Here is a 19,035-nt window from a genome sequence, read left to right as displayed (position 1 = left end):
TAATCAAAAAGGAGGAATGGCCCGGACAGAATGTCCGGGTTTGTGAAGTTTTATGAAGGAAATAAAAAGCATTGATGTTGCAAGAGTGGCCGTTAGAATGGCTATGTCGAGGAGAGAAGATGAAGTAATATTAAAAGAAAGATTTGCTAAAGAAGGCATAAAGGTTGCTGCCGTCGATTATGGCGGCGAATATATTAATTCTATTTCAAAGATAATAGAAAGAGCGGTTGTCGCTGCTAAAAGAGAAGGAGTAATAGAAGATAACCATGTAGGTGAAGGTGCCGTTGCTGGTGCTACACATGAAGCGATAATGCAGATTAAAGATAAAGCGATGGGATTAAATATAGGTGGTAAGATTGGTATAGCATTTTATGGTGAGCACCTTTGCGTCTGTGTGTTTTTTGCTGTTGGTATGTTAAATTTAAATGAAGTTGCAATGGGATTAGGACACAGATCTCTTAAATATTAAAACATTATTTCTGATTTAACTGTAAGAGCTTAATTTTTTGAAATCAAAGAATATGAAAGGGCTTGATAAGTCAAGCCCTTATAAAAATTAAGCTTATATAGATCAACCGCCAAGATATGATTTTTTAACTCTTTCATCATTTTTTAAAACAGATGCTTTTCCTTCAAGTGATATATTTCCAGTTTCTAACACATAAGCCCTATCGGCAATAGATAATGCCATTTTTGCATTTTGTTCAACTAAGAGAACTGTTGTACCGTCTTCATTAATGTTTTTTATAGTTTTAAATATGTCTTGTACTACGATTGGTGCGAGTCCCATTGACGGTTCATCCAACAGAAGTACTTTTGGTTTTGCCATCAATGCTCTTCCAATGGCCAGCATTTGCTGTTCACCGCCGCTTAGAGTTCCCGCAATCTGTTTACGGCGTTCTTTAAGTCTCGGAAAGAGATGAAATACCTTTTCCATATCGCTTTTAATCATTTTGTCTTTTCTAAGATATGCACCCATTTCGAGGTTTTCTTGTACTGTCATATTTGAAAAAACACGTCTTCCTTCCGGCACCTGACAGATACCCATATCAACTATATTTTGAGCACGTTTCTTAGTGAGATCCACATCGTTAAACATTATGGTACCTTTTTTTGGTTTTAATATTCCTGAAATAGTCATTAAAGTTGTACTTTTACCGGCGCCATTTGCACCTATAATTGTTACAATCTCACCATCATTTACTTTTAAGTCAATGCCTTTTACTGCATTGACCATTCCGTATGACACACTAAGACCCTTTATTTCCAGCATTATACGGCACCTCCTTCAATGGATATAATTTCATTTTCATTTACATTTTCTTCACCGAGATATGCTGAAATTACCTCAGGATCTCTCTTAATTTCATCTGGTGTACCATGGGCGATTATTTTGCCGTAATTCATGACATATATATCTTCACATAAATCCATTACCAATGACATGTCATGCTCAATCAGGAGTATTGTTATATCGAATTTTTTCCTTATAAATCTTATAGTGTCTGTTAGCTCTTTTGTCTCTTGTGGATTCATTCCTGCTGCAGGTTCATCAAGGAGTAAAAGCTTTGGCTCTGTTGCTAAAGCTCTTGCTATCTCAAGCCTTCTTTGTTCGCCATATGGTAAATTCTTAGCAAGATTATTTGCATGTTTATCAAGATTGAATATCTTTAGCAATTCTAATGCCTCGGAATCTTGAGATTTTTCGCCTTTTAGATATTTTTTAAATTGCAAGAAAGAACTCAAAAGGCTATATTGTACGTGAATGTGTTCAGCTATCTTAACATTATCAAGAACAGTTAGATTTTTAAAAAGCCTTATATTTTGAAATGTCCTTGCTATTCCAAGTTTTGTATTATTATACGGCTTTGTGGATATATTAGTTCCATTAAATATAACTGTTCCTGTTGTTGGTGGGTATATACCAGTAATAATATTGAATACTGTTGATTTACCTGCACCATTAGGACCTATGAGACCTGTCAGTGATCGCTTTTCAAGCTCCATATTTACATCTGTAAGTGCTTTAATACCACCAAAATTGATTGAAAGGTTTTTAATCGACAGTAAGCTCACTCTTTGTCGCTCCTTTCTTAAATAATTTCTTAAAAGAGAACTCTTTCGTACCCATTAAGCCCTCTGGCCTAAATAACATTACTATGATCAAAAGCAATGAATAGATGACCATCCTCAATGCTGCGTAGTCTTGCAATGCGGCGTACACAAAAGTTAGGAAAATAGATGATAATATAGAACCTGTTATACTGCCAAGACCGCCAAGAACGACCATAGTAAGAATATCAAAAGATTTCATAAAGCCGAAGGTTTCTGGCTGAATAATGTAAAAGTTATGTGCATATAGCGCACCACCTACTCCTGCAAAGAATGCACCTATGGTAAATGCTAATGTCTTATAAAATGTGGTGTTTATTCCCATTGACTCCGCTGCTGTTTCATCTTCTCTTATAGCTATACAACATCTACCATAACTTGAGTTTATAAAATTTCTTATTAAAATTACGGTAATAACAGCTATCCAAAATGTCCATGTCCAATTCGTGTATTTTGGTATACCAGACATTCCACTGGCACCACCTACATATTCTGTGTTTAAAAATATTACCCTTATTATTTCACCAAAACCAAGTGTTGTTATTGCAAGATAATCACCTTTTAACCTTAATGATGGTATACCGATCAAAATGCCGATAATGCCTGCTGAAATACCGCCGACTAATATAGCAAGTGGAAAGGGAAGCCCTAATTTATAAGTGATGATGGCTGATGTATAAGCGCCAATTGACATAAAACCTGCATGGCCTATCGAAAATTGTCCTGTGAAACCATTTATAAGATTAAGGCTTACAACGAGAATAATATTTATACCCATAAGAATTATATTTATAACATAATAATCATTTAGAAAATTAAATGATATTAATGCTTGTATCAAGGCATAAAATACAAATAATCCAACAAGAATGATGAGTCTATTTTTCAATACTTGTTTCAATTAAATCACCTACACTTTCTCTCTAATATTTTTACCGAAAAGACCTGTTGGCTTTATTAATAGGATTAAAATCAATATTGCAAATGAAACACCATCTCTATATAATGAACTACCATATCCTGATACCATTGCCTCTATTACACCCATCATAAGTCCGCCTACCATAGCACCTGGTATTATTCCAATACCGCCAAGAACAGCAGCAATGAATGCTTTAAGGCCAGGCATAATACCCATTAACGGATCTATTGAATTATAGTAGATGCCGACAAGAACACCTGCAACAGCCGCAAGTGCAGAGCCTACAGCAAAAGTAAATGATACAGTCATATCAACATTTACACCCATAAGTTTTGCTGCATCAGCGTCAGTGGACACAGCTCTCATAGCTTTTCCAATCTTTGTTTTATATATTATAAGTTGTAGGCCTAACATCATGATAATAGAAACTACAAAGATGATAATTTGCTGGTTTGATATTGTGACGATACCATTAAAAAATGAGTACATATGCTGCTGAAATATCTGCGGATATGTCCTAGTCCTCGGTGATAAAAGAATTATTCCTCCATTTTCGAGTAGCAATGAGACACCTATTGCGGTAATTAGAATTGAAATTTTTGATTTATCTCTTAATGGCCTATATGCCACACGTTCAACAGTAACACCAAGAATAATGCTTACCAACATAGCTAATATTAGTGATGGTATAAAATCTAAGTGTAAATATGTTGAAGCAAAAAATCCTGTAAAAGCACCTACCATATAAATATCACCATGAGCGAAATTAATTAGCTTCATAATTCCATATACCATAGTATATCCAAGTGCAATAAGTGCATAAATGCTTCCTAGGGATAATCCGTTTATTAACTGTTCGATAAATGTCTTCATATAACCACCTCTTATAAATTTTTAATATTTCTATATAGAATATAAGCGGCCACTAAAAGGTGACCGCGTTGCCATCATAATTAAGGATTAACTTTTGCTTTAAATACTTGATTACCATCTTTAAATTCAACAATAACAGCACTCTTAATTGGATTGTGGTTATTATCAAATTTTATGGCTCCAGTTACGCCAGTAAAATTCTTTAAATTTTCGAGAGCTTTTACGATATCATCTGACTTTGTTGAATTAGCCTGCTTTATGGCAGCAAACAAAATATTTGTGGCATCATATGCAAGTACCGCTTTAGCATCTGGCAACGAACCATATTTATCTTTATATTTCTTTACAAAGTTTTGTACATTTGGGTCGTTGTCACTTGGTATAAAATGATTTGACATATATGCATTATTCATATTAGATGGGCCCGCAATTTTTACTAGGTCAGGTGAATCCCAACCATCACCACCTAGTATTGGAGTATTGATACCCATTTCTCTTGCTTGCTTTATTATCTTGCCGACTTCAGCATAATGTCCTGGTAGAAATATGACATCTGGATTAAATCCTTTTAATCTTGTGAGTGTTGCTTTAAAATCATTATCACCTTGGACATACGCTTCTTTATCAAGAACTTTTCCACCGAGTTTTACAAAATTCTCTTCAAAAACTTTTGCCAATCCCTTTGAGAAATCACTCTTGTCATCAATATAAATCACAGCGTTCTTCGCTTTTAATGTATTGTAAGCAAAATCAGCATTAGCTTTTCCTTGGAAAGGATCTATAAAACAAGCTCTAAAGACATATTTTCTTACCTTATTTGTCTTTGGGTCCACAGTTACACTAGGATTTGTGGCGGTGGTAGCAATCATCGGTATTTTTGCATCTGTTACGACTGGGACCATGCCTAGGCTCGTTGTACTTGCTGATGTACCTATGATTCCAACAACTTTATTCTGATTAACAAGTTTTGTTGTTGCATTTGTTGCTTCACCTGCATCAGATTTATTGTCGGCTTTTATAATTTGTATTTTCTTGCCGAGGATACCTCCATTGTTATTTGCCTCTTCAACCGCAAGATTTACTCCATTCATTGATGATGTTCCATATGCTGCTTGATTGCCTGTAAGTTCAAAATTTACCCCAATATTTATTGTATTGCTAGATGATTTGTTACAACCAGTGAAAATTAATGAAAGTGAAAGAAGCCCAACTAAAGTTGCAATATAGATTTTTTTCATGAATTTCCCCCTCTATTGATTATATTCATTCAAAAGATTTATTCAAAAATATTTATAAACATTATATTAAAAATTTTCAATAGAGTCAAGAATAAAATTTGAATTAATTATTTCTAAATTGCAACTTTATGACTCCTATTCTGCACTTATCTTCTTTTTGAGCGTTTGTTTTCCGTCTTTAAGCTCTACAATTACAGTTTGCTTTATTGGATTATGCTGATCATCTATTGAGATTGTTCCTGTTACGCCCTTAAAGTTTTTAAGTTTTGATAATGCATCTGTTATTTTTGCAGGATCTTCTGAATTTGCATTTTTTATTGCTTGGATGAGCATTCCCGCAGAATCATATGCAAGTGCAGCAAAAGCATCTGGTTCTGTTCCATAGGCATCTTTATATCTCTTAATAAAATTTTGTACAGTGCTATCTGGATCTGATGATATAAAATGGTTGCTATAATAAACATTGTTTAATGCAGCTGGACCAGCTATTTTTAGAAGATCTGGCGAATCCCAACCATCTCCGCCAAGTAGTGGTGTATTTATATTCATTTCCCTTGCTTGCCTTGCAATTTTGGCTGTATCTTGATAGTATCCAGGAACGAATATTACATCTGCATTCAGACCTTTGATTTTTGTTAGGGTCGATTTGAAGTCTTGGTCATTTGCTACATAAGCTTCTTGGTCAATTACTTTACCACCAAGTTTTTCAAATTGCTCTTTAAAGCTCTTTGCAAGACCTTTGCTATAATCACTTTTATCATCAATATATATTACAGCAGTTTTTGCATTTAAATCTTTTGCTGCGAATTCTCCCATAACTTTTCCTTGATATGGGTCTGTATAGCACGTTCTAAAAATCTCACCTTTTACTTTGTTTGTATTAGAATCGACAGTAACGTCAAAGGATGTCCCAGATGGTGTTATAAGAGGAATTTTTTTATCTAAGGCTATAGATGATGCCGCTTTTGTATTACCCGTTGTGGCAGGTCCTAAAATTGCCACTACTTTGTCCTGCACGGTAAGCTTTGTAGCTTGATTTATTGATTCATCTGATGCAGATTTGTTATCCGCCCTTATTAAATTTATTTGTTTTCCAAGAACACCACCACTTTTATTAACATCATCAATATAAAGTTTTATGGCATTGTACTCAGATGTGCCATATGAGGCGACTTGTCCGGTCAATTCAAATATAGCTCCTATATTTATTTGTTTACTATTACTTGATGATGCCGTAGTATTTTTAGTACAACCTGAAAATAATGAAACGAGCATAATACCACTCAATGCTAAAGAAAATAATTTAAATGATTTTTTCATAAAAATCCTCCAATTGAATAAAATATTTAATATTACTTTTTTTTTCTACCGGTAGGTAAGTCATAAATAATAGTATAAACGCGTTTTCTAAATTTACTATAATTATATTTTAAGACAAACTTTCATTCAAGATTAATTATTTTAAACTATATTCAAATTTTCTAATAAATATTGCAAAAAAATTTTATTGACTTGTTAAAATTTTTGTCATACTATTAATAAATAAAAGAAAAAAATATAGCATGGTAGCACGGTAGATTTTGTTTTGTTGCCATGTAAAACAGGAGGAATTATTTTATGAAAAAAGTTTTATGTGTGATGGCAGCTTTTTTTATTTTTTCAACTACCCTTACTGGTTGTGTAAACAGGGCAGCGTCCAACGGTAGTACGGAAAAAATGATAACTATTGGTATAACACAAATTGTGGAACATCCTGCACTTGATAGTGCGAGAGAAGGGTTTATCAAAGCGCTTAAAGATGGCGGTTATGAAGATGGGAAGAATGTGACATTCCTTAAAGAAAATGCACAAGGTGATATGGCTACCGCACAGACAATAGCAAAGAAATTTGTAGATAAAAATGTAAATTTGATATTTTCTATAGCAACACCTACTACACAAGCGGTTAAAAAAGCAACATCTACTATACCTATCGTTTTTACAGCCGTTACGGATCCTGTTGCAGCTGGACTTGTGAAATCCTTAGATAAGCCAGGTACAAATGTAACAGGAACGTCTGATATGGAACCAATAAAAGATCAACTTAAACTTATAAAAGATCTAGTACCACAAGCTAAAAAGATTGGAATAATATATAATGCTGGTGAAGTTAATTCAACAGTGCAAGTCAAAATTGCAAAAGAGGCTGCTTCATCACTTGGGTTTAGCATTATAGAAGCTACTGTTTCAAACAGCAATGAAGTAAATCAAGCGGCACAATCGCTTGTAGGAAAAGTAGATGCAATGTGGTTACCAACAGATAATACAGTAGCATCATCTGTCGCTGCAATAATTAAAGTGGCAAATAACGAAAAGATTCCGGTAATAGCTGCTGAAAGAGGAATGGTTGAAGGCGGTTCCCTTGCAACAATTGGAATAAGCTATAGTGATCTTGGTTATCAAGCTGGTAAAATGGCTATTAAGATATTAAAAGGTGAGAAGCCTGAAAACATCAAGGTAGAAACGGCTCAAAATTTACAGCTTATAATAAATCAGAAAGAAGCAGATGCTATTGGACTTAAGATTCCTGATTCTGTAATGAAGAAAGCACAGGATGTCATTAAATAGAAATTAAATGGAGGTTATTATATGTCTTTTGCCATTTCAACATTAGAACAAGGGCTTGTCTACGGAATAATGGCACTTGGTGTCTATATATCATTTAAAGTAATTAATTTTGCAGATTTAACAGTTGAAGGTAGTTTTCCATTAGGAGCTGCTGTCACAGCAAAACTCATTACAAGTGGTGTAAATCCGATTATAGCTATTTTTGTTGCTTTAATTGCTGGTGGTATTGCTGGTTTTATTACAGGTTTTTTAAATACTAAGTTAAAAATAACAGAGCTTTTGGCAGGTATTCTAACAATGACTGCCCTTTATTCTATAAATTTAAGAATAATGGGTAAGTCAAATATTTCACTTCTTAGTGATAAAACAGTTTTTGATTATGTAGGATTTGCAAATAATTATAAGTATATAATATTTTTTGGTCTTCTTATAATTTTATTAATAATATTAACAAATTATTTTCTACAAACAGGTGTAGGCTTTGCACTTAGAGCTACTGGAAACAATCAGCAGATGATAAGGAGTATGGGAATAAATACTAATACGACAATTACCTTAGGACTTATAATATCAAATGCATTTGTTGCATTATCGGGCTCACTTGTTTCACAAAGCCAAGGATTTGCAGATGCAGGTATGGGTATCGGAACCATTGTAGCAGGGCTTGCATCAGTTATAATTGGTGATGCGTTATTCAGAGAAAGAAATATATTGTGGGCTATAATCTCTGCAGTAGTAGGTTCAATAATTTATAGAGGTGCTATTGCTGTAGCGCTTTCAATTGGATTTGATCCAACTGACTTAAAATTATTAACTGCTATACTTGTTGTTATAGCTCTATCACTACCAGGGCTTAAAAAAACCGTATTAAGCTCAAATTAATAAGGAGTTGATAACATGTTGAAGCTTAATAATGTATGTAAGGCATTTTATAAAAATACTCCAAATGAAAATCAAATATTCAAAAATCTCAATTTAGAGGTTAATAATGGGGACTTTATAACAATAGTGGGCAGCAATGGAGCAGGAAAGTCTACGCTTCTAAATTTGATTGCCGGAGTATTTCCAGTTGATAGTGGAACTATAACATTAGATAATTTAGATGTGACATCATATCCGGAATTTAAAAGATCAAATTTTATTGGACGTGTCTTTCAAAACCCATTGCTAGGAACTGCACCATCTATGACAATTGAGGAAAATTTATCTATTGCATATTCAAAATGTTACGGCTTGAGTCTAAAAATGGGACTTAATAAGAGAAACAGGGATTTATTTAGAGATAAATTAGCACAACTTGGATTAGGACTTGAAAATAGGCTTAAAACAAAAGTTGGGCTTTTATCAGGTGGTCAAAGACAAGCACTTACACTTTTGATGGCGACATTAGCAAAACCGAAACTTTTACTTCTCGATGAACATACGGCGGCCCTCGACCCAAGAACAGCTAATATAATAAATGACCTTACAAATAAAATTATTGAGGAAAATAAGCTTACAACATTAATGGTTACACATAACTTAGAACATGCTTTAGAATTCGGAAATAGGCTAATAATGATGCATCAAGGGAAAATTGTACTTGATTTAAAGGAAGAAAAGAAAAATATGACTGTGCAAAAACTTCTGAGAATGTTTAATGAAGTGAACGGTAGTGAATTTGTAGATGACAGGGCAATGCTGGCATAAAGTATATTCTCACACACATTTCCTGAATTGAATATAATGATTTAAGGTTACTTTTATCAGGGAATGAGGTGTTTTAATTGGCTGATATAAAAGGTTATAAAGGAGAAATAGATATTGAGAGGCTTATTGAAGCATTTGCAACATTGTTAAGAGAAACTGACGGTGATATACAGCCAATATTTATAGCGAAGTTTATTTTATTTCTGTTTCTTATAATACTTGTGAATGATACTAAAGTATCAGCCGTAGCACTTAATGCACTTGTAGCGGCATCTGATGTTGTTTCATTTTTCCCTGCTATATATGGAATTTATTCTGCTAAATCTATAACACTGTCAGAGCCACAGGAGAATATTCCTCATATGATATTCCCACCACCGCAAGGTATTTCTAAAGAAGCCTTTTTTGGTCTTGCAATATTTGCTATATTGACATTGCTTGGTTTTTCTAATCTACAATATCTATACGCTATATATGCAGCACTCACATATACTTTTATACCTGCTGCAACAGCAAATTTAATAAAGGGGCTTCCGGTACCGAATATTTTGGATGTAGATGTAAAAGAGCCAGAACCTGATAATATTTAATTAAATAATGATGTACATCAAAAAGTAAATGAGGGCTTTTAAGCCCTCAAACTTTTTTTAAGGCTTCTTCTATATTTATCATACCATATCCTTGTGAATAATAACTGTAGTGATCTACATTAATAGATGTTGATTTAAGAATATTTTTTATCTGATAATTTGTGAGGTTTGGATTTTTCTCAAGAAGAAGTGCAGCTGCACCAGCGACAATAGGGGTTGCCATTGATGTACCAGATGCAGTTCTGTATGCGCTGTTCAGCAAGATCTTGTCATCCGCACCAACTGGTACGTTGCCTGATGCTGTTGAAACTATTTTCACACCAGGTGCTACGACATCGGGTTTATATAAAAAAGCTGATCCTCTTCCAGAAAAATTTGCTATCGCATCATCACTGACATCGATGGTTCGCTTATCATCAACGGCACCTACTGTTATAACATTTCTACTTGTACCTGGCGATGTTATTGAATTTATAGCTGGACCTGAATTACCTGCTGCGACAGTAACGACAAGACAATGTTTCCACAGTTTCTCAACACCTTTTACAAGTGGATCTAGAAAAGGAGGAAGTGTTGGAGTTTCACCGATTGATAACGAAACTATTCTTATATTATATTTTTCCTTATTATCCAAAATCCACTGCATTCCTGTTAAAATATCCGAAGATGAACCGCTTCCTTTTGAATCTAATACTTTAACAGAGACTATATTTGCTTCGGGTGCAACGCCTTTATATTTACCACCTGATGTATATCCATTTCCGGCCGCATCACCTGCAACATGTGTGCCATGACCATTATCATCATAAGGATTCTTTTTACCATTTACGATATCATGAAAGGCTATTATTCTGTCATTTGGTTTTCTAAAATCTGGATGGGGATATATTCCCGTATCAAGAAAAGCGATTGTAATACCCTTTCCAGTATAACCTTGGCTGTTCACTTCATGGGATTTTATCTCTTGTGTTGCAATATTTAATTGCATTTTAACTGTTGAGTCTTCTGCAATAAATTTGATACCGCGGTTTAAAGCGATATTATTGAGTTTATTACAAGGTATGTTTACAGCCCAGCCATTTATGATGGGTAACTCATATTTTATAGATCCTCCTATGTTTTCCAAACTTTTCTTAAGTAATTCGTATGGCATTTTTGAGTAAATAATTGCACTTATACATTCACTTCTATAAATAGTTGCTTTTTTTAATAATCGAGTATCTATTTTTCCTTTTGAGTAGAGATTTTTAAGTGCACCTGAAAATAATAACGCAGTAAAAATATCCATGAGTTAAAACCTCCTTTCTTATATCAGAATATGTATAATATAATTTTTTGTTAGTTTTTAAAATAATAAAGTGTCACAAATATTATTGACTTCATATTATGTATTAGGTCAAAAAAGACCTGACATAAAATTATGCGAAAGGGGGATATTAATATGCCCACAGAAAAAGGTGCAGCATGGTGTGGCAGTTGGATTTGGATCATTATAATAATACTAATAATCTTCTTATTTGTACCAGGTTTTATAGTTGAAGAGCCAAAGGCTTGAAATCTTTAAATAATAAAAAGGAGGATCATTATGGCAGGTACAAGTTCAGTATTTGGTGAAAGCAATTTGCTGTTCTTCTTCTTAATACTCGTTGTATTAATGGGCAGCGGTTGTTTTGGCGGCAACTGGTCAATGGAAACATTGCTATTCTTCTTCGTATTACTTGTAATAGTCATGGATGGCGGAATGGGATTATTCCTAAATCAGGTCAAATAAATAAAATGGTCCTATCTTTTGGTAGGACCATTTTATTATTCAATAAAAATAGTCATAACTATATATTAAAAATAATCAAATATCAATACATTAAGCTCATGAATATACTGAATTAAAATAAAATATTGGAGCTGATTTTATGACTATTACAGGTAATTCCCTGATGTTTTTCTTTGTCATCCTTACGGTCATAATGGATGTTAAATTTGAGTTCGAAGATTTGCTGTTTTTCTTCGTACTATTAGTCGCTTTACAACAAGATAAACCACGTAAAAAAGCAAGAAGATTTTTATGGTCTTTAGTAACGATGAATTTTGAGTAACACAATTAATTAAAATACGTATAATGTATTAGGTCGATGAGGCCAAATAATAAAGGAGGGTTTTAATATGCCAGAAGGAAAAGGTGGAGCTTGGTGTGGCGGATCCTGGATATGGATTATAATAATAATAATCATCATTTTCCTGTTTATACCGGGAATATTTGTAGTAGACAAATAATATAACCTTTCTTTAATAAACGCGACCAGAACTGTATAGGGTATTAGCAAAATTTATGGGGGCAGGTGATAATAAACCTGTCCCATACATATATTAAAATGAAGTTAATTTTAAAAGCAGGGGGTTTTATTTTGAATAAGGAAAAGCTTATAAAGATACTGATAATCGAACTTTTCATAATCTTTTTTGTAAGATTCCAGTTATTTGATGAACTAAGCATAGAAAATAAAAAATTACTTGATAAAGGAAAAGAAGATGATGAAAACTATGGCAAGAATCAAAACGAAGAGAAAAAAGGTGAGGGAACTTCAGATAAAGGAGAAAATGACGAAAACGAGAATAAGTTTGACATTTTTCAGATAATCGAAAAAGGAAAAAATTTTATGGGAAGTGTTAAACCATATGTAAACAGAAAGGAACAGTACTACATAGATATATTTACAAAAATAGCAGAGATCGTAGAATGTCATAGGCAATTAGTCGAATTTCAAAACCAAGATGCAGATACCCAAGAGGACGACAATTTTGACCAAATTGGAATCTTAAAAGCCGTAAAACCATATATGAAGGAAGATAAACAGGTAATAATAGATAAATTTATAAAACTCCATGAAGGAATACAAAATCTAAATGAAAAAATGAAAAAATATGATAACGAAAATAATAAGAATAATATGATAGATAAAATTCTGGATATATTTGAAGCAGTGAAACCCATAATACCAGATGATAAACAGGACATGGCAGAGAAGATAATAAAGAACATAAAGCTTGTTGAGGCATTGAACAAAGCAGAAAACATAATGAACTCTAAGAATAATAAAGATAAAAATGAACAACAGAATATAAACAAAGAAACAGATAAAAATAACATGGCAACATTGACATCAAAAAAAGAATTAATTAAAGGAAAAGACAATTTAGAGCGTATAAACACACCGTCAAATACTGCAGATGATGAAAACAAAAAAGGAACTAATAAAGATGATGAAAAAGAAATAGGGATAAATAATAAAGATAATACAATAGATAATAGCCAAAATAATGACGTTGAAGCCAATAACATTCCTTTAGGTTTATCACCACAACAATCTGCTGTTGTGGATAACCTAAAATCAATGCTTACAAAAGAGCAACAGCAGTTTATGTATAATATGATAAATTATTTAAAGCAACAAGGAACAAATAATAATGTAGATAAAGAAAAAAATGACGAGAAGACAATTAAAAATGATGATTTAGATGCAGGAAATTAAAACCTGCATTTTTTTACGTAAATCATAAATTAACGGTATAATTAAAAGATATATGGATAAAATCTTAAATAATTGCTCAAAATAAGTAAAAATGAAGCAAAATAAGATTTGCTATGTTCTTACAATTAAACTAATATAAAAGTGTAATAATTAGCACTCACAATTAACGAGTGCTAACAACAATTGAGGAGGGATATTATGAGATTAAAACCACTTGGTGACAGAGTTGTCGTAAAAGCTACAGAGGCTGAAGAAGTTACAAAAGGCGGAATTGTATTACCAGGTACCGCAAAGGAGAAGCCTCAACAAGGAGAAGTTCTTGCAGTCGGCTCGGGAGAATACATAGATGGTAAAAAGGTCGAGCTGGAAGTAAAAGTTGGAGATAAGGTTATATTCTCTAAGTATGCTGGTACAGAGGTTAAATTAGATGGACAGGAATATTTGCTCTTGAGGCAGAGCGATATATTAGCAATAGTAGAATAAGGAGGTAGAAAAAGATGGCAAAACAGATAAAATACGGTGAAGAAGCAAGAAGGGCCCTTGAAAGAGGTGTCAATGCAGTTGCGAATACAGTCAAAGTGACATTAGGACCAAGAGGTCGTAATGTAGTTCTTGATAAAAAATATGGTTCACCTACGATTACAAATGATGGTGTAACAATTGCAAGAGAAGTGGAATTAGAAGATCCATTTGAAAATCAAGGTGCACAACTTTTAAAAGAAGTTGCTACAAAGACAAATGATGTTGCTGGTGATGGTACTACAACAGCTACAGTATTAGCACAAGCTATGGTTTTAGAAGGATTAAGGAACCTAGCTGCTGGTGCAAATCCAATGCTTCTAAGACGCGGCATGGCAAAGGCTGTTGATGCGGCTGTTGAAGGCCTAAAAAGGATATCTAAACAAGTTGAAGGAAAAGATTCAATAGCACATGTTGCTTCAATTTCTGCTGCTGATGAAGAAATAGGCAATTTGATTGCTGAAGCAATGGAGAAAGTAGGAAAAGACGGAGTTATAACAGTAGAAGAGTCAAAGACAATGGGAACAACCCTTGATGTTGTTGAAGGTATGCAGTTCGACAGAGGTTATGTATCACCATATATGGTAACAGATACAGAAAAAATGGAAGCAGTTCTTGATGATCCAGTAATACTTATTACAGATAAAAAATTATCAAATATCCAAGATTTACTGCCATTGCTTGAACAAGTTGTACAACAAGGTAAAAAACTTCTTATTATAGCAGATGATGTCGAAGGTGAAGCACTTGCAACGCTTGTTGTGAATAAATTAAGAGGTACATTTACATGTGTTGCAGTAAAAGCACCTGGCTTTGGCGACAGACGTAAAGAGATGTTACAAGATATAGCTATTCTTACAGGTGGACAGGTAATCTCAGAAGAACTCGGATTTGACCTTAAAGAAACAAAGATTGAGATGCTTGGACGTGCAAGACAGGTTAAAGTTACAAAAGAAAATACAACTATTGTCGACGGTGCTGGTAATTCCGCTGACATTAAGAATAGAGTAAATCAGATTAAAGTTCAAATAGAAGAGACGACATCTGATTATGATAGAGAAAAATTACAAGAAAGACTTGCAAAGCTTTCAGGTGGCGTTGCGGTAATTCAAGCTGGTGCTGCAACAGAAACGGAGTTAAAAGAAAAGAAACATAGAATAGAAGATGCACTTTCAGCAACAAGAGCAGCTGTTGAAGAAGGTATTGTACCGGGTGGCGGTACTGCATTACTCGACGTCATACCTGATGTTCAAAAAGTTGTTGATTCATTAGAAGGCGATTTTAAGACAGGTGCTCAAATAGTATTAAGAGCTCTTGAAGAACCAGTAAGACAGATTGCTTCAAATGCTGGTGTTGAAGGTTCTGTGATTATTGAAAAAATAAAAGCTTCAAATGATGTAACATTTGGCTATGATGCATACAAAGAAGAATTTGTAGATATGTTTAAAGCAGGAATTGTTGACCCAACAAAGGTTACAAGGTCAGCATTACAAAATGCAGCATCTGTTGCATCAATGATTCTTACAACAGAAGCAGTTGTTGCAGATATACCTGAAAAGAATCCACCTGCACCAGCAGCACCTGGCGCTGGAATGGATATGATGTAAAAAAATAACCGGGATTATCCCGGTTATTTTTTTACATCAGCACTTTTGAACAAATGATAAAAATATTCATCTGTTTTTCAGTGTGAAGCATCTTATGGTTGACATAGACATATAAATCTGTTATATTGATTTATAATTTAATAGATAAATGATACCGCATATAATCCGGTGAATTGGCACTGGAGTATCTACAAAGAGCCATAACTCTTTACTATGGGGAATTATTGTCGTACTCTTTTTTGCCTGAACAATAATTCTTTATGTTCAGGTTTTATTATTTATTATGTATTTAAAGGAAATAATATTATAATAATGAAAGGAGATAAATATGGGAGATAAATTTGCAAAAGAAGGATTAACATTTGATGACGTGCTTTTAATACCAGCAAAGTCTGATGTATTGCCAAAGGAGGTAGACGTAAAAACACGTCTTACAAAAAAAATAAAATTAAATATACCATTAATTAGTGCCGGAATGGACACGGTTACAGAATCAAAGCTTGCAATAGCGATAGCTCGCGAAGGCGGCATAGGCATAATTCATAAAAATATGTCAATTGAAAAACAGGCTTTAGAAGTTGATAGGGTGAAAAGATCTGAACATGGTGTTATAACAAACCCTTTTCATCTAACACCGGAACACAAAATACAAGATGCTGTCGAGCTGATGGAAAGGTACAGAATCTCTGGTGTACCTATAACTAAAAATAATAAACTCGTAGGAATAATTACAAACAGGGATATTAGATTTGAAAATAATTTGGAAAGACCTATAAAAGAGGTAATGACAAAGGACAATCTTGTGACAGCACCTGTAGGTACTACCCTTGATGAAGCATTAGAAATACTCAAAAAGCATAAGATTGAAAAACTTCCGCTTGTTGATAAAGACAATAATTTAATGGGATTAATCACAATAAAAGATATCGAAAAAGCTGTAGAATATCCTAACTCGGCAAAAGACGAAAGAGGAAGACTTTTAGTGGGTGCGGCTGTCGGTGTCTCATCAGATATGATAGAAAGAGTTAAAGCACTTGTCGATGTAAATGTCGATGTTATAGTAGTTGATACAGCACACGGTCATTCTGTTGGTGTTTTAAATGCCGTAGAAAAAATAAAAGAGGCGTATCCAGATGTACAACTAATAGCAGGTAATGTCGCAACGGCTGATGCAACTAGAGATCTGATTGAAAGAGGTGCAGACTGTGTTAAAGTCGGAATAGGTCCTGGTTCTATTTGCACGACTAGAGTTGTAGCCGGAATTGGTGTTCCACAGATTACAGCAATTTATGATTGTGCAGAAGAAGCCGATAAACATGGTATACCGGTAATAGCCGATGGTGGAATAAAATACTCTGGCGATATTGTTAAAGCACTTGCAGCAGGTGCGTCATCTGTAATGATAGGAAGCCTCTTTGCAGGTACTGAAGAAAGTCCTGGTGAAGTAGAGATATACCAGGGAAGAAGCTACAAGGTATATAGAGGCATGGGTTCTATTGGTGCCATGAAAAGCGGAAGCTCTGACCGTTATTTCCAGGAAGGGCTTAAAAAGCTTGTTCCGGAGGGTGTTGAAGGTAGGGTGCCATTTAAAGGCCCACTTAAAGACACAGTATATCAAATGATTGGCGGTTTAAGAGCCGGTATGGGTTATTGTGGTGTCCACAATATAGAAGAACTTAGAACAAAAACAAAATTTATAAAAATAACCAATGCTGGATTAACTGAAAGCCATCCACATGATATAATAATTACAAAGGAAGCTCCCAATTATAGTATAAAATAAAGGAGGATATTGATGGGGATTAGTAGAGAAGTTATATTAATTCTGGATTTTGGTGGGCAATATACTCAGCTAATAGCAAGGCGCATAAGAGAAGCAAATGTTTTTTGTGAAATCGTACCATATAACATAAAACCTGAAGAAATTATTAAAAGAGAACCAAAGGGAATTGTGCTATCAGGCGGTCCTGCTAGCGTTTATGCACCGAATGCTCCAGTATGCGACGAGGGAATTTTTAGATTAGATTATCCTATACTTGGTATATGTTATGGTGCACAGCTTATGACTATGGCACTTGGCGGTAAAGTAATTGCAGCATCTGTAAGAGAGTATGGCAAAACTGAAGTAGTATTAAATAATAACATACCGCTATTCAAAGGGATTGAAAAAGAGACAAGCTGTTGGATGAGTCATACAGATCAGATAGAATTACCACCAAAAAATTTCAAAGTTGTGGCATCAACAGCAAACTGCCCAATTGCGGCAATAGCTAATGTAGAAAAAAAACAATATTCTGTACAATTTCATCCAGAAGTAATACACACACCAAAAGGAACTGAAATCATAAGAAACTTTCTCTTTGAGATTTGTGACTGCTCGGCAGATTGGACGATGGACTCACTCATTGAACAGACAGTAAAGGAGATTCGAAAGAAAGTAGACGGCCATAAAGTTGTATGTGCTTTAAGTGGTGGTGTTGATTCATCTGTTGCAGCTGTACTTGTCAATAGAGCCATACATGATCAGCTTATATGTATTTTTGTTGATAACGGTCTATTGAGAAAAAATGAAGGTGATACAGTTGTTGAAACATTTAAGAGAAATTTTGATATGAAGATAATCAAAGTCGATGCGAAGGAAAGATTTTTAGAGAAATTAAAAGGCGTTACAGATCCCGAGATGAAGAGAAAAATAATAGGTAGCGAATTTATAGAAGTTTTTCAGGAAGAAGCTAAAAAGATTGGTGGTGTGAAATACCTCGTACAAGGTACCCTTTACCCAGATGTAATAGAAAGCGGAAGCCATGTTGCATCAACAATAAAAAGCCATCACAATGTAGGTGGTCTTCCTGAAAATGTTGGATTCGAACTTATCGAACCTTTAAGGATGCTATTCAAAGATGAAGTAAGACAAGTTGGAAGAGAACTAGGAATGCCTGATGAGGTATTAAATAGACAGCCATTTCCAGGTCCTGGCCTTGCTGTAAGGATTCTTGGTGAGATTACAGAAAAGAAATTAGATATCTTAAGGGAAGCAGATAGTATAGTACTAAGAGAGATGAAGAAAAACGGCTGGTATAATAAAGTTTGGCAGTCATTCGCTGTACTACCGGACATTAAAAGCGTAGGAATAATGGGTGATGAAAGGACATATGCATATCCTATCATTTTAAGAATTGTTGAAAGCAATGATGGAATGACTGCAGATTGGGTAAAGATTCCTTATGATATTCTTGAAGATATATCTACAAGCATAATAAATGAAGTATACGGTGTAAACAGAGTCTTATATGATATTACATCAAAACCACCTGCAACAATCGAATGGGAATAATTAAGATAAACCCTATA

18 protein-coding genes and 1 riboswitch are annotated in these 19,035 nt (G+C 34.1%); of the genes, 11 read left to right on the top strand and 7 right to left on the bottom strand.

Annotated features, from left to right (window positions below; translation table 11 throughout):
• Positions 1–52: 52 nt before the first annotated feature.
• Positions 53–469, top strand: coding sequence for a HutP family protein (locus CPG45_RS02750; RefSeq protein ID WP_096230517.1), 417 nt, complete (start codon positions 53–55; stop codon positions 467–469).
• Between the two features lie 102 nt (positions 470–571).
• Here the strand turns inward: CPG45_RS02750 and CPG45_RS02745 are convergent, their stop codons facing one another.
• The 6 genes from CPG45_RS02745 to CPG45_RS02720 form a co-directional block, all read right to left on the bottom strand.
• Positions 572–1,273 carry an ABC transporter ATP-binding protein gene (locus tag CPG45_RS02745; RefSeq protein WP_096230516.1) on the bottom strand — a complete coding sequence of 234 codons (702 nt, stop codon included), beginning with the start codon at positions 1,271–1,273 and terminating at the stop codon, positions 572–574.
• Positions 1,273–2,076, bottom strand: coding sequence for an ABC transporter ATP-binding protein (locus tag CPG45_RS02740; protein WP_096230515.1), 804 nt, complete (start codon positions 2,074–2,076; stop codon positions 1,273–1,275). The genes CPG45_RS02745 and CPG45_RS02740 overlap by 1 nt, the downstream gene beginning before the upstream one ends.
• Entirely contained in the window at positions 2,057–3,013 is a 957-nt protein-coding gene (locus CPG45_RS02735; protein ID WP_096230514.1) for a branched-chain amino acid ABC transporter permease, read from the bottom strand. The genes CPG45_RS02740 and CPG45_RS02735 overlap by 20 nt, the downstream gene beginning before the upstream one ends.
• A gap of 9 nt (positions 3,014–3,022) precedes the next feature.
• Complete coding sequence (locus tag CPG45_RS02730) at positions 3,023–3,907, bottom strand: branched-chain amino acid ABC transporter permease (protein WP_096230513.1); 885 nt, start codon at positions 3,905–3,907, stop codon at positions 3,023–3,025.
• A gap of 80 nt (positions 3,908–3,987) precedes the next feature.
• Positions 3,988–5,145 (bottom strand): ABC transporter substrate-binding protein, encoded by a 1,158-nt coding sequence (locus tag CPG45_RS02725; protein WP_096230512.1) that lies wholly within the window; start codon positions 5,143–5,145, stop codon positions 3,988–3,990.
• Between the two features lie 135 nt (positions 5,146–5,280).
• On the bottom strand, positions 5,281–6,465 hold the full coding sequence (locus CPG45_RS02720; protein ID WP_096230511.1) for an ABC transporter substrate-binding protein: 1,185 nt from the start codon (positions 6,463–6,465) through the stop codon (positions 5,281–5,283).
• A gap of 297 nt (positions 6,466–6,762) precedes the next feature.
• Here CPG45_RS02720 and CPG45_RS02715 point away from each other — a divergent pair, with 297 nt between their 5' ends.
• The 4 genes from CPG45_RS02715 (at position 6,763) to CPG45_RS02700 (ending at position 10,031) form a co-directional block, all read left to right on the top strand.
• Positions 6,763–7,752: an ABC transporter substrate-binding protein gene (locus CPG45_RS02715; protein ID WP_096230510.1), complete on the top strand. Its 990-nt coding sequence runs from the start codon at positions 6,763–6,765 to the stop codon at positions 7,750–7,752.
• A gap of 21 nt (positions 7,753–7,773) precedes the next feature.
• Positions 7,774–8,634, top strand: coding sequence for an ABC transporter permease (locus CPG45_RS02710; protein ID WP_096230509.1), 861 nt, complete (start codon positions 7,774–7,776; stop codon positions 8,632–8,634).
• 15 nt (positions 8,635–8,649) lie between these two features.
• Positions 8,650–9,441, top strand: a complete 792-nt coding sequence (locus CPG45_RS02705) for an ABC transporter ATP-binding protein (protein WP_096230508.1) — start codon at positions 8,650–8,652, stop codon at positions 9,439–9,441.
• Positions 9,442–9,518: 77 nt separating this feature from the next.
• Positions 9,519–10,031, top strand: a complete 513-nt coding sequence (locus CPG45_RS02700) for a hypothetical protein (protein WP_231968951.1) — start codon at positions 9,519–9,521, stop codon at positions 10,029–10,031.
• Positions 10,032–10,077: 46 nt separating this feature from the next.
• On the opposite strand, the gene CPG45_RS02695 is transcribed toward CPG45_RS02700, so the two are convergent.
• Positions 10,078–11,319, bottom strand: a complete 1,242-nt coding sequence (locus CPG45_RS02695; protein ID WP_096230507.1) for a S8 family peptidase — start codon at positions 11,317–11,319, stop codon at positions 10,078–10,080.
• 297 nt (positions 11,320–11,616) lie between these two features.
• Here CPG45_RS02695 and CPG45_RS02690 point away from each other — a divergent pair, with 297 nt between their 5' ends.
• From CPG45_RS02690 to guaA, 6 genes are all read left to right on the top strand, one after another.
• A complete protein-coding gene (locus CPG45_RS02690) occupies positions 11,617–11,802 on the top strand; it encodes a hypothetical protein (protein WP_096230506.1) in 186 nt (61 codons plus the stop codon).
• Positions 11,803–12,433: 631 nt separating this feature from the next.
• Positions 12,434–13,558, top strand: coding sequence for a hypothetical protein (locus CPG45_RS02680; protein ID WP_096230504.1), 1,125 nt, complete (start codon positions 12,434–12,436; stop codon positions 13,556–13,558).
• Positions 13,559–13,756: 198 nt separating this feature from the next.
• Positions 13,757–14,041 carry a co-chaperone GroES gene (groES, locus tag CPG45_RS02675; protein ID WP_096230503.1) on the top strand — a complete coding sequence of 95 codons (285 nt, stop codon included), beginning with the start codon at positions 13,757–13,759 and terminating at the stop codon, positions 14,039–14,041.
• 14 nt (positions 14,042–14,055) lie between these two features.
• Positions 14,056–15,684: a chaperonin GroEL gene (groL, locus tag CPG45_RS02670; RefSeq protein ID WP_096230502.1), complete on the top strand. Its 1,629-nt coding sequence runs from the start codon at positions 14,056–14,058 to the stop codon at positions 15,682–15,684.
• Between the two features lie 136 nt (positions 15,685–15,820).
• A riboswitch (purine riboswitch) is annotated at positions 15,821–15,918 on the top strand.
• A 94-nt stretch (positions 15,919–16,012) separates the two neighbouring features.
• Positions 16,013–17,467: an IMP dehydrogenase gene (guaB, locus tag CPG45_RS02665; protein WP_096230501.1), complete on the top strand. Its 1,455-nt coding sequence runs from the start codon at positions 16,013–16,015 to the stop codon at positions 17,465–17,467.
• Between the two features lie 12 nt (positions 17,468–17,479).
• Entirely contained in the window at positions 17,480–19,018 is a 1,539-nt protein-coding gene (gene guaA, locus CPG45_RS02660; RefSeq protein ID WP_096230500.1) for a glutamine-hydrolyzing GMP synthase, read from the top strand.
• The last annotated feature ends 17 nt before the right edge of the window (positions 19,019–19,035 follow it).

It is taken from the genome of Thermoanaerobacterium sp. RBIITD (assembly GCF_900205865.1).
Classification (GTDB): domain Bacteria; phylum Bacillota; class Thermoanaerobacteria; order Thermoanaerobacterales; family Thermoanaerobacteraceae; genus Thermoanaerobacterium.
Note: the sequence above shows the minus strand (reverse complement) of the source record. Positions and strands in the feature narration are given on the sequence as shown.

Excerpts from the sequence above, each read along its gene's own strand:
- CPG45_RS02750 (WP_096230517.1), top strand. The coding sequence starts at position 53 with ATGAAGGAAATAAAAAGCATTGATGTTGCAAGAGTGGCCGTTAGAATG.
- CPG45_RS02745 (WP_096230516.1), bottom strand. The coding sequence starts at position 1,273 with ATGCTGGAAATAAAGGGTCTTAGTGTGTCATACGGAATGGTCAATGCA.
- CPG45_RS02730 (WP_096230513.1), bottom strand. The coding sequence starts at position 3,907 with ATGAAGACATTTATCGAACAGTTAATAAACGGATTATCCCTAGGAAGC.
- CPG45_RS02725 (WP_096230512.1), bottom strand. The coding sequence starts at position 5,145 with ATGAAAAAAATCTATATTGCAACTTTAGTTGGGCTTCTTTCACTTTCA.
- CPG45_RS02720 (WP_096230511.1), bottom strand. The coding sequence starts at position 6,465 with ATGAAAAAATCATTTAAATTATTTTCTTTAGCATTGAGTGGTATTATG.
- CPG45_RS02715 (WP_096230510.1), top strand. The coding sequence starts at position 6,763 with ATGAAAAAAGTTTTATGTGTGATGGCAGCTTTTTTTATTTTTTCAACT.
- CPG45_RS02710 (WP_096230509.1), top strand. The coding sequence starts at position 7,774 with ATGTCTTTTGCCATTTCAACATTAGAACAAGGGCTTGTCTACGGAATA.
- CPG45_RS02705 (WP_096230508.1), top strand. The coding sequence starts at position 8,650 with ATGTTGAAGCTTAATAATGTATGTAAGGCATTTTATAAAAATACTCCA.
- CPG45_RS02695 (WP_096230507.1), bottom strand. The coding sequence starts at position 11,319 with ATGGATATTTTTACTGCGTTATTATTTTCAGGTGCACTTAAAAATCTC.
- CPG45_RS02690 (WP_096230506.1), top strand. The coding sequence starts at position 11,617 with ATGGCAGGTACAAGTTCAGTATTTGGTGAAAGCAATTTGCTGTTCTTC.
- groES (WP_096230503.1), top strand. The coding sequence starts at position 13,757 with ATGAGATTAAAACCACTTGGTGACAGAGTTGTCGTAAAAGCTACAGAG.
- groL (WP_096230502.1), top strand. The coding sequence starts at position 14,056 with ATGGCAAAACAGATAAAATACGGTGAAGAAGCAAGAAGGGCCCTTGAA.
- guaB (WP_096230501.1), top strand. The coding sequence starts at position 16,013 with ATGGGAGATAAATTTGCAAAAGAAGGATTAACATTTGATGACGTGCTT.
- guaA (WP_096230500.1), top strand. The coding sequence starts at position 17,480 with ATGGGGATTAGTAGAGAAGTTATATTAATTCTGGATTTTGGTGGGCAA.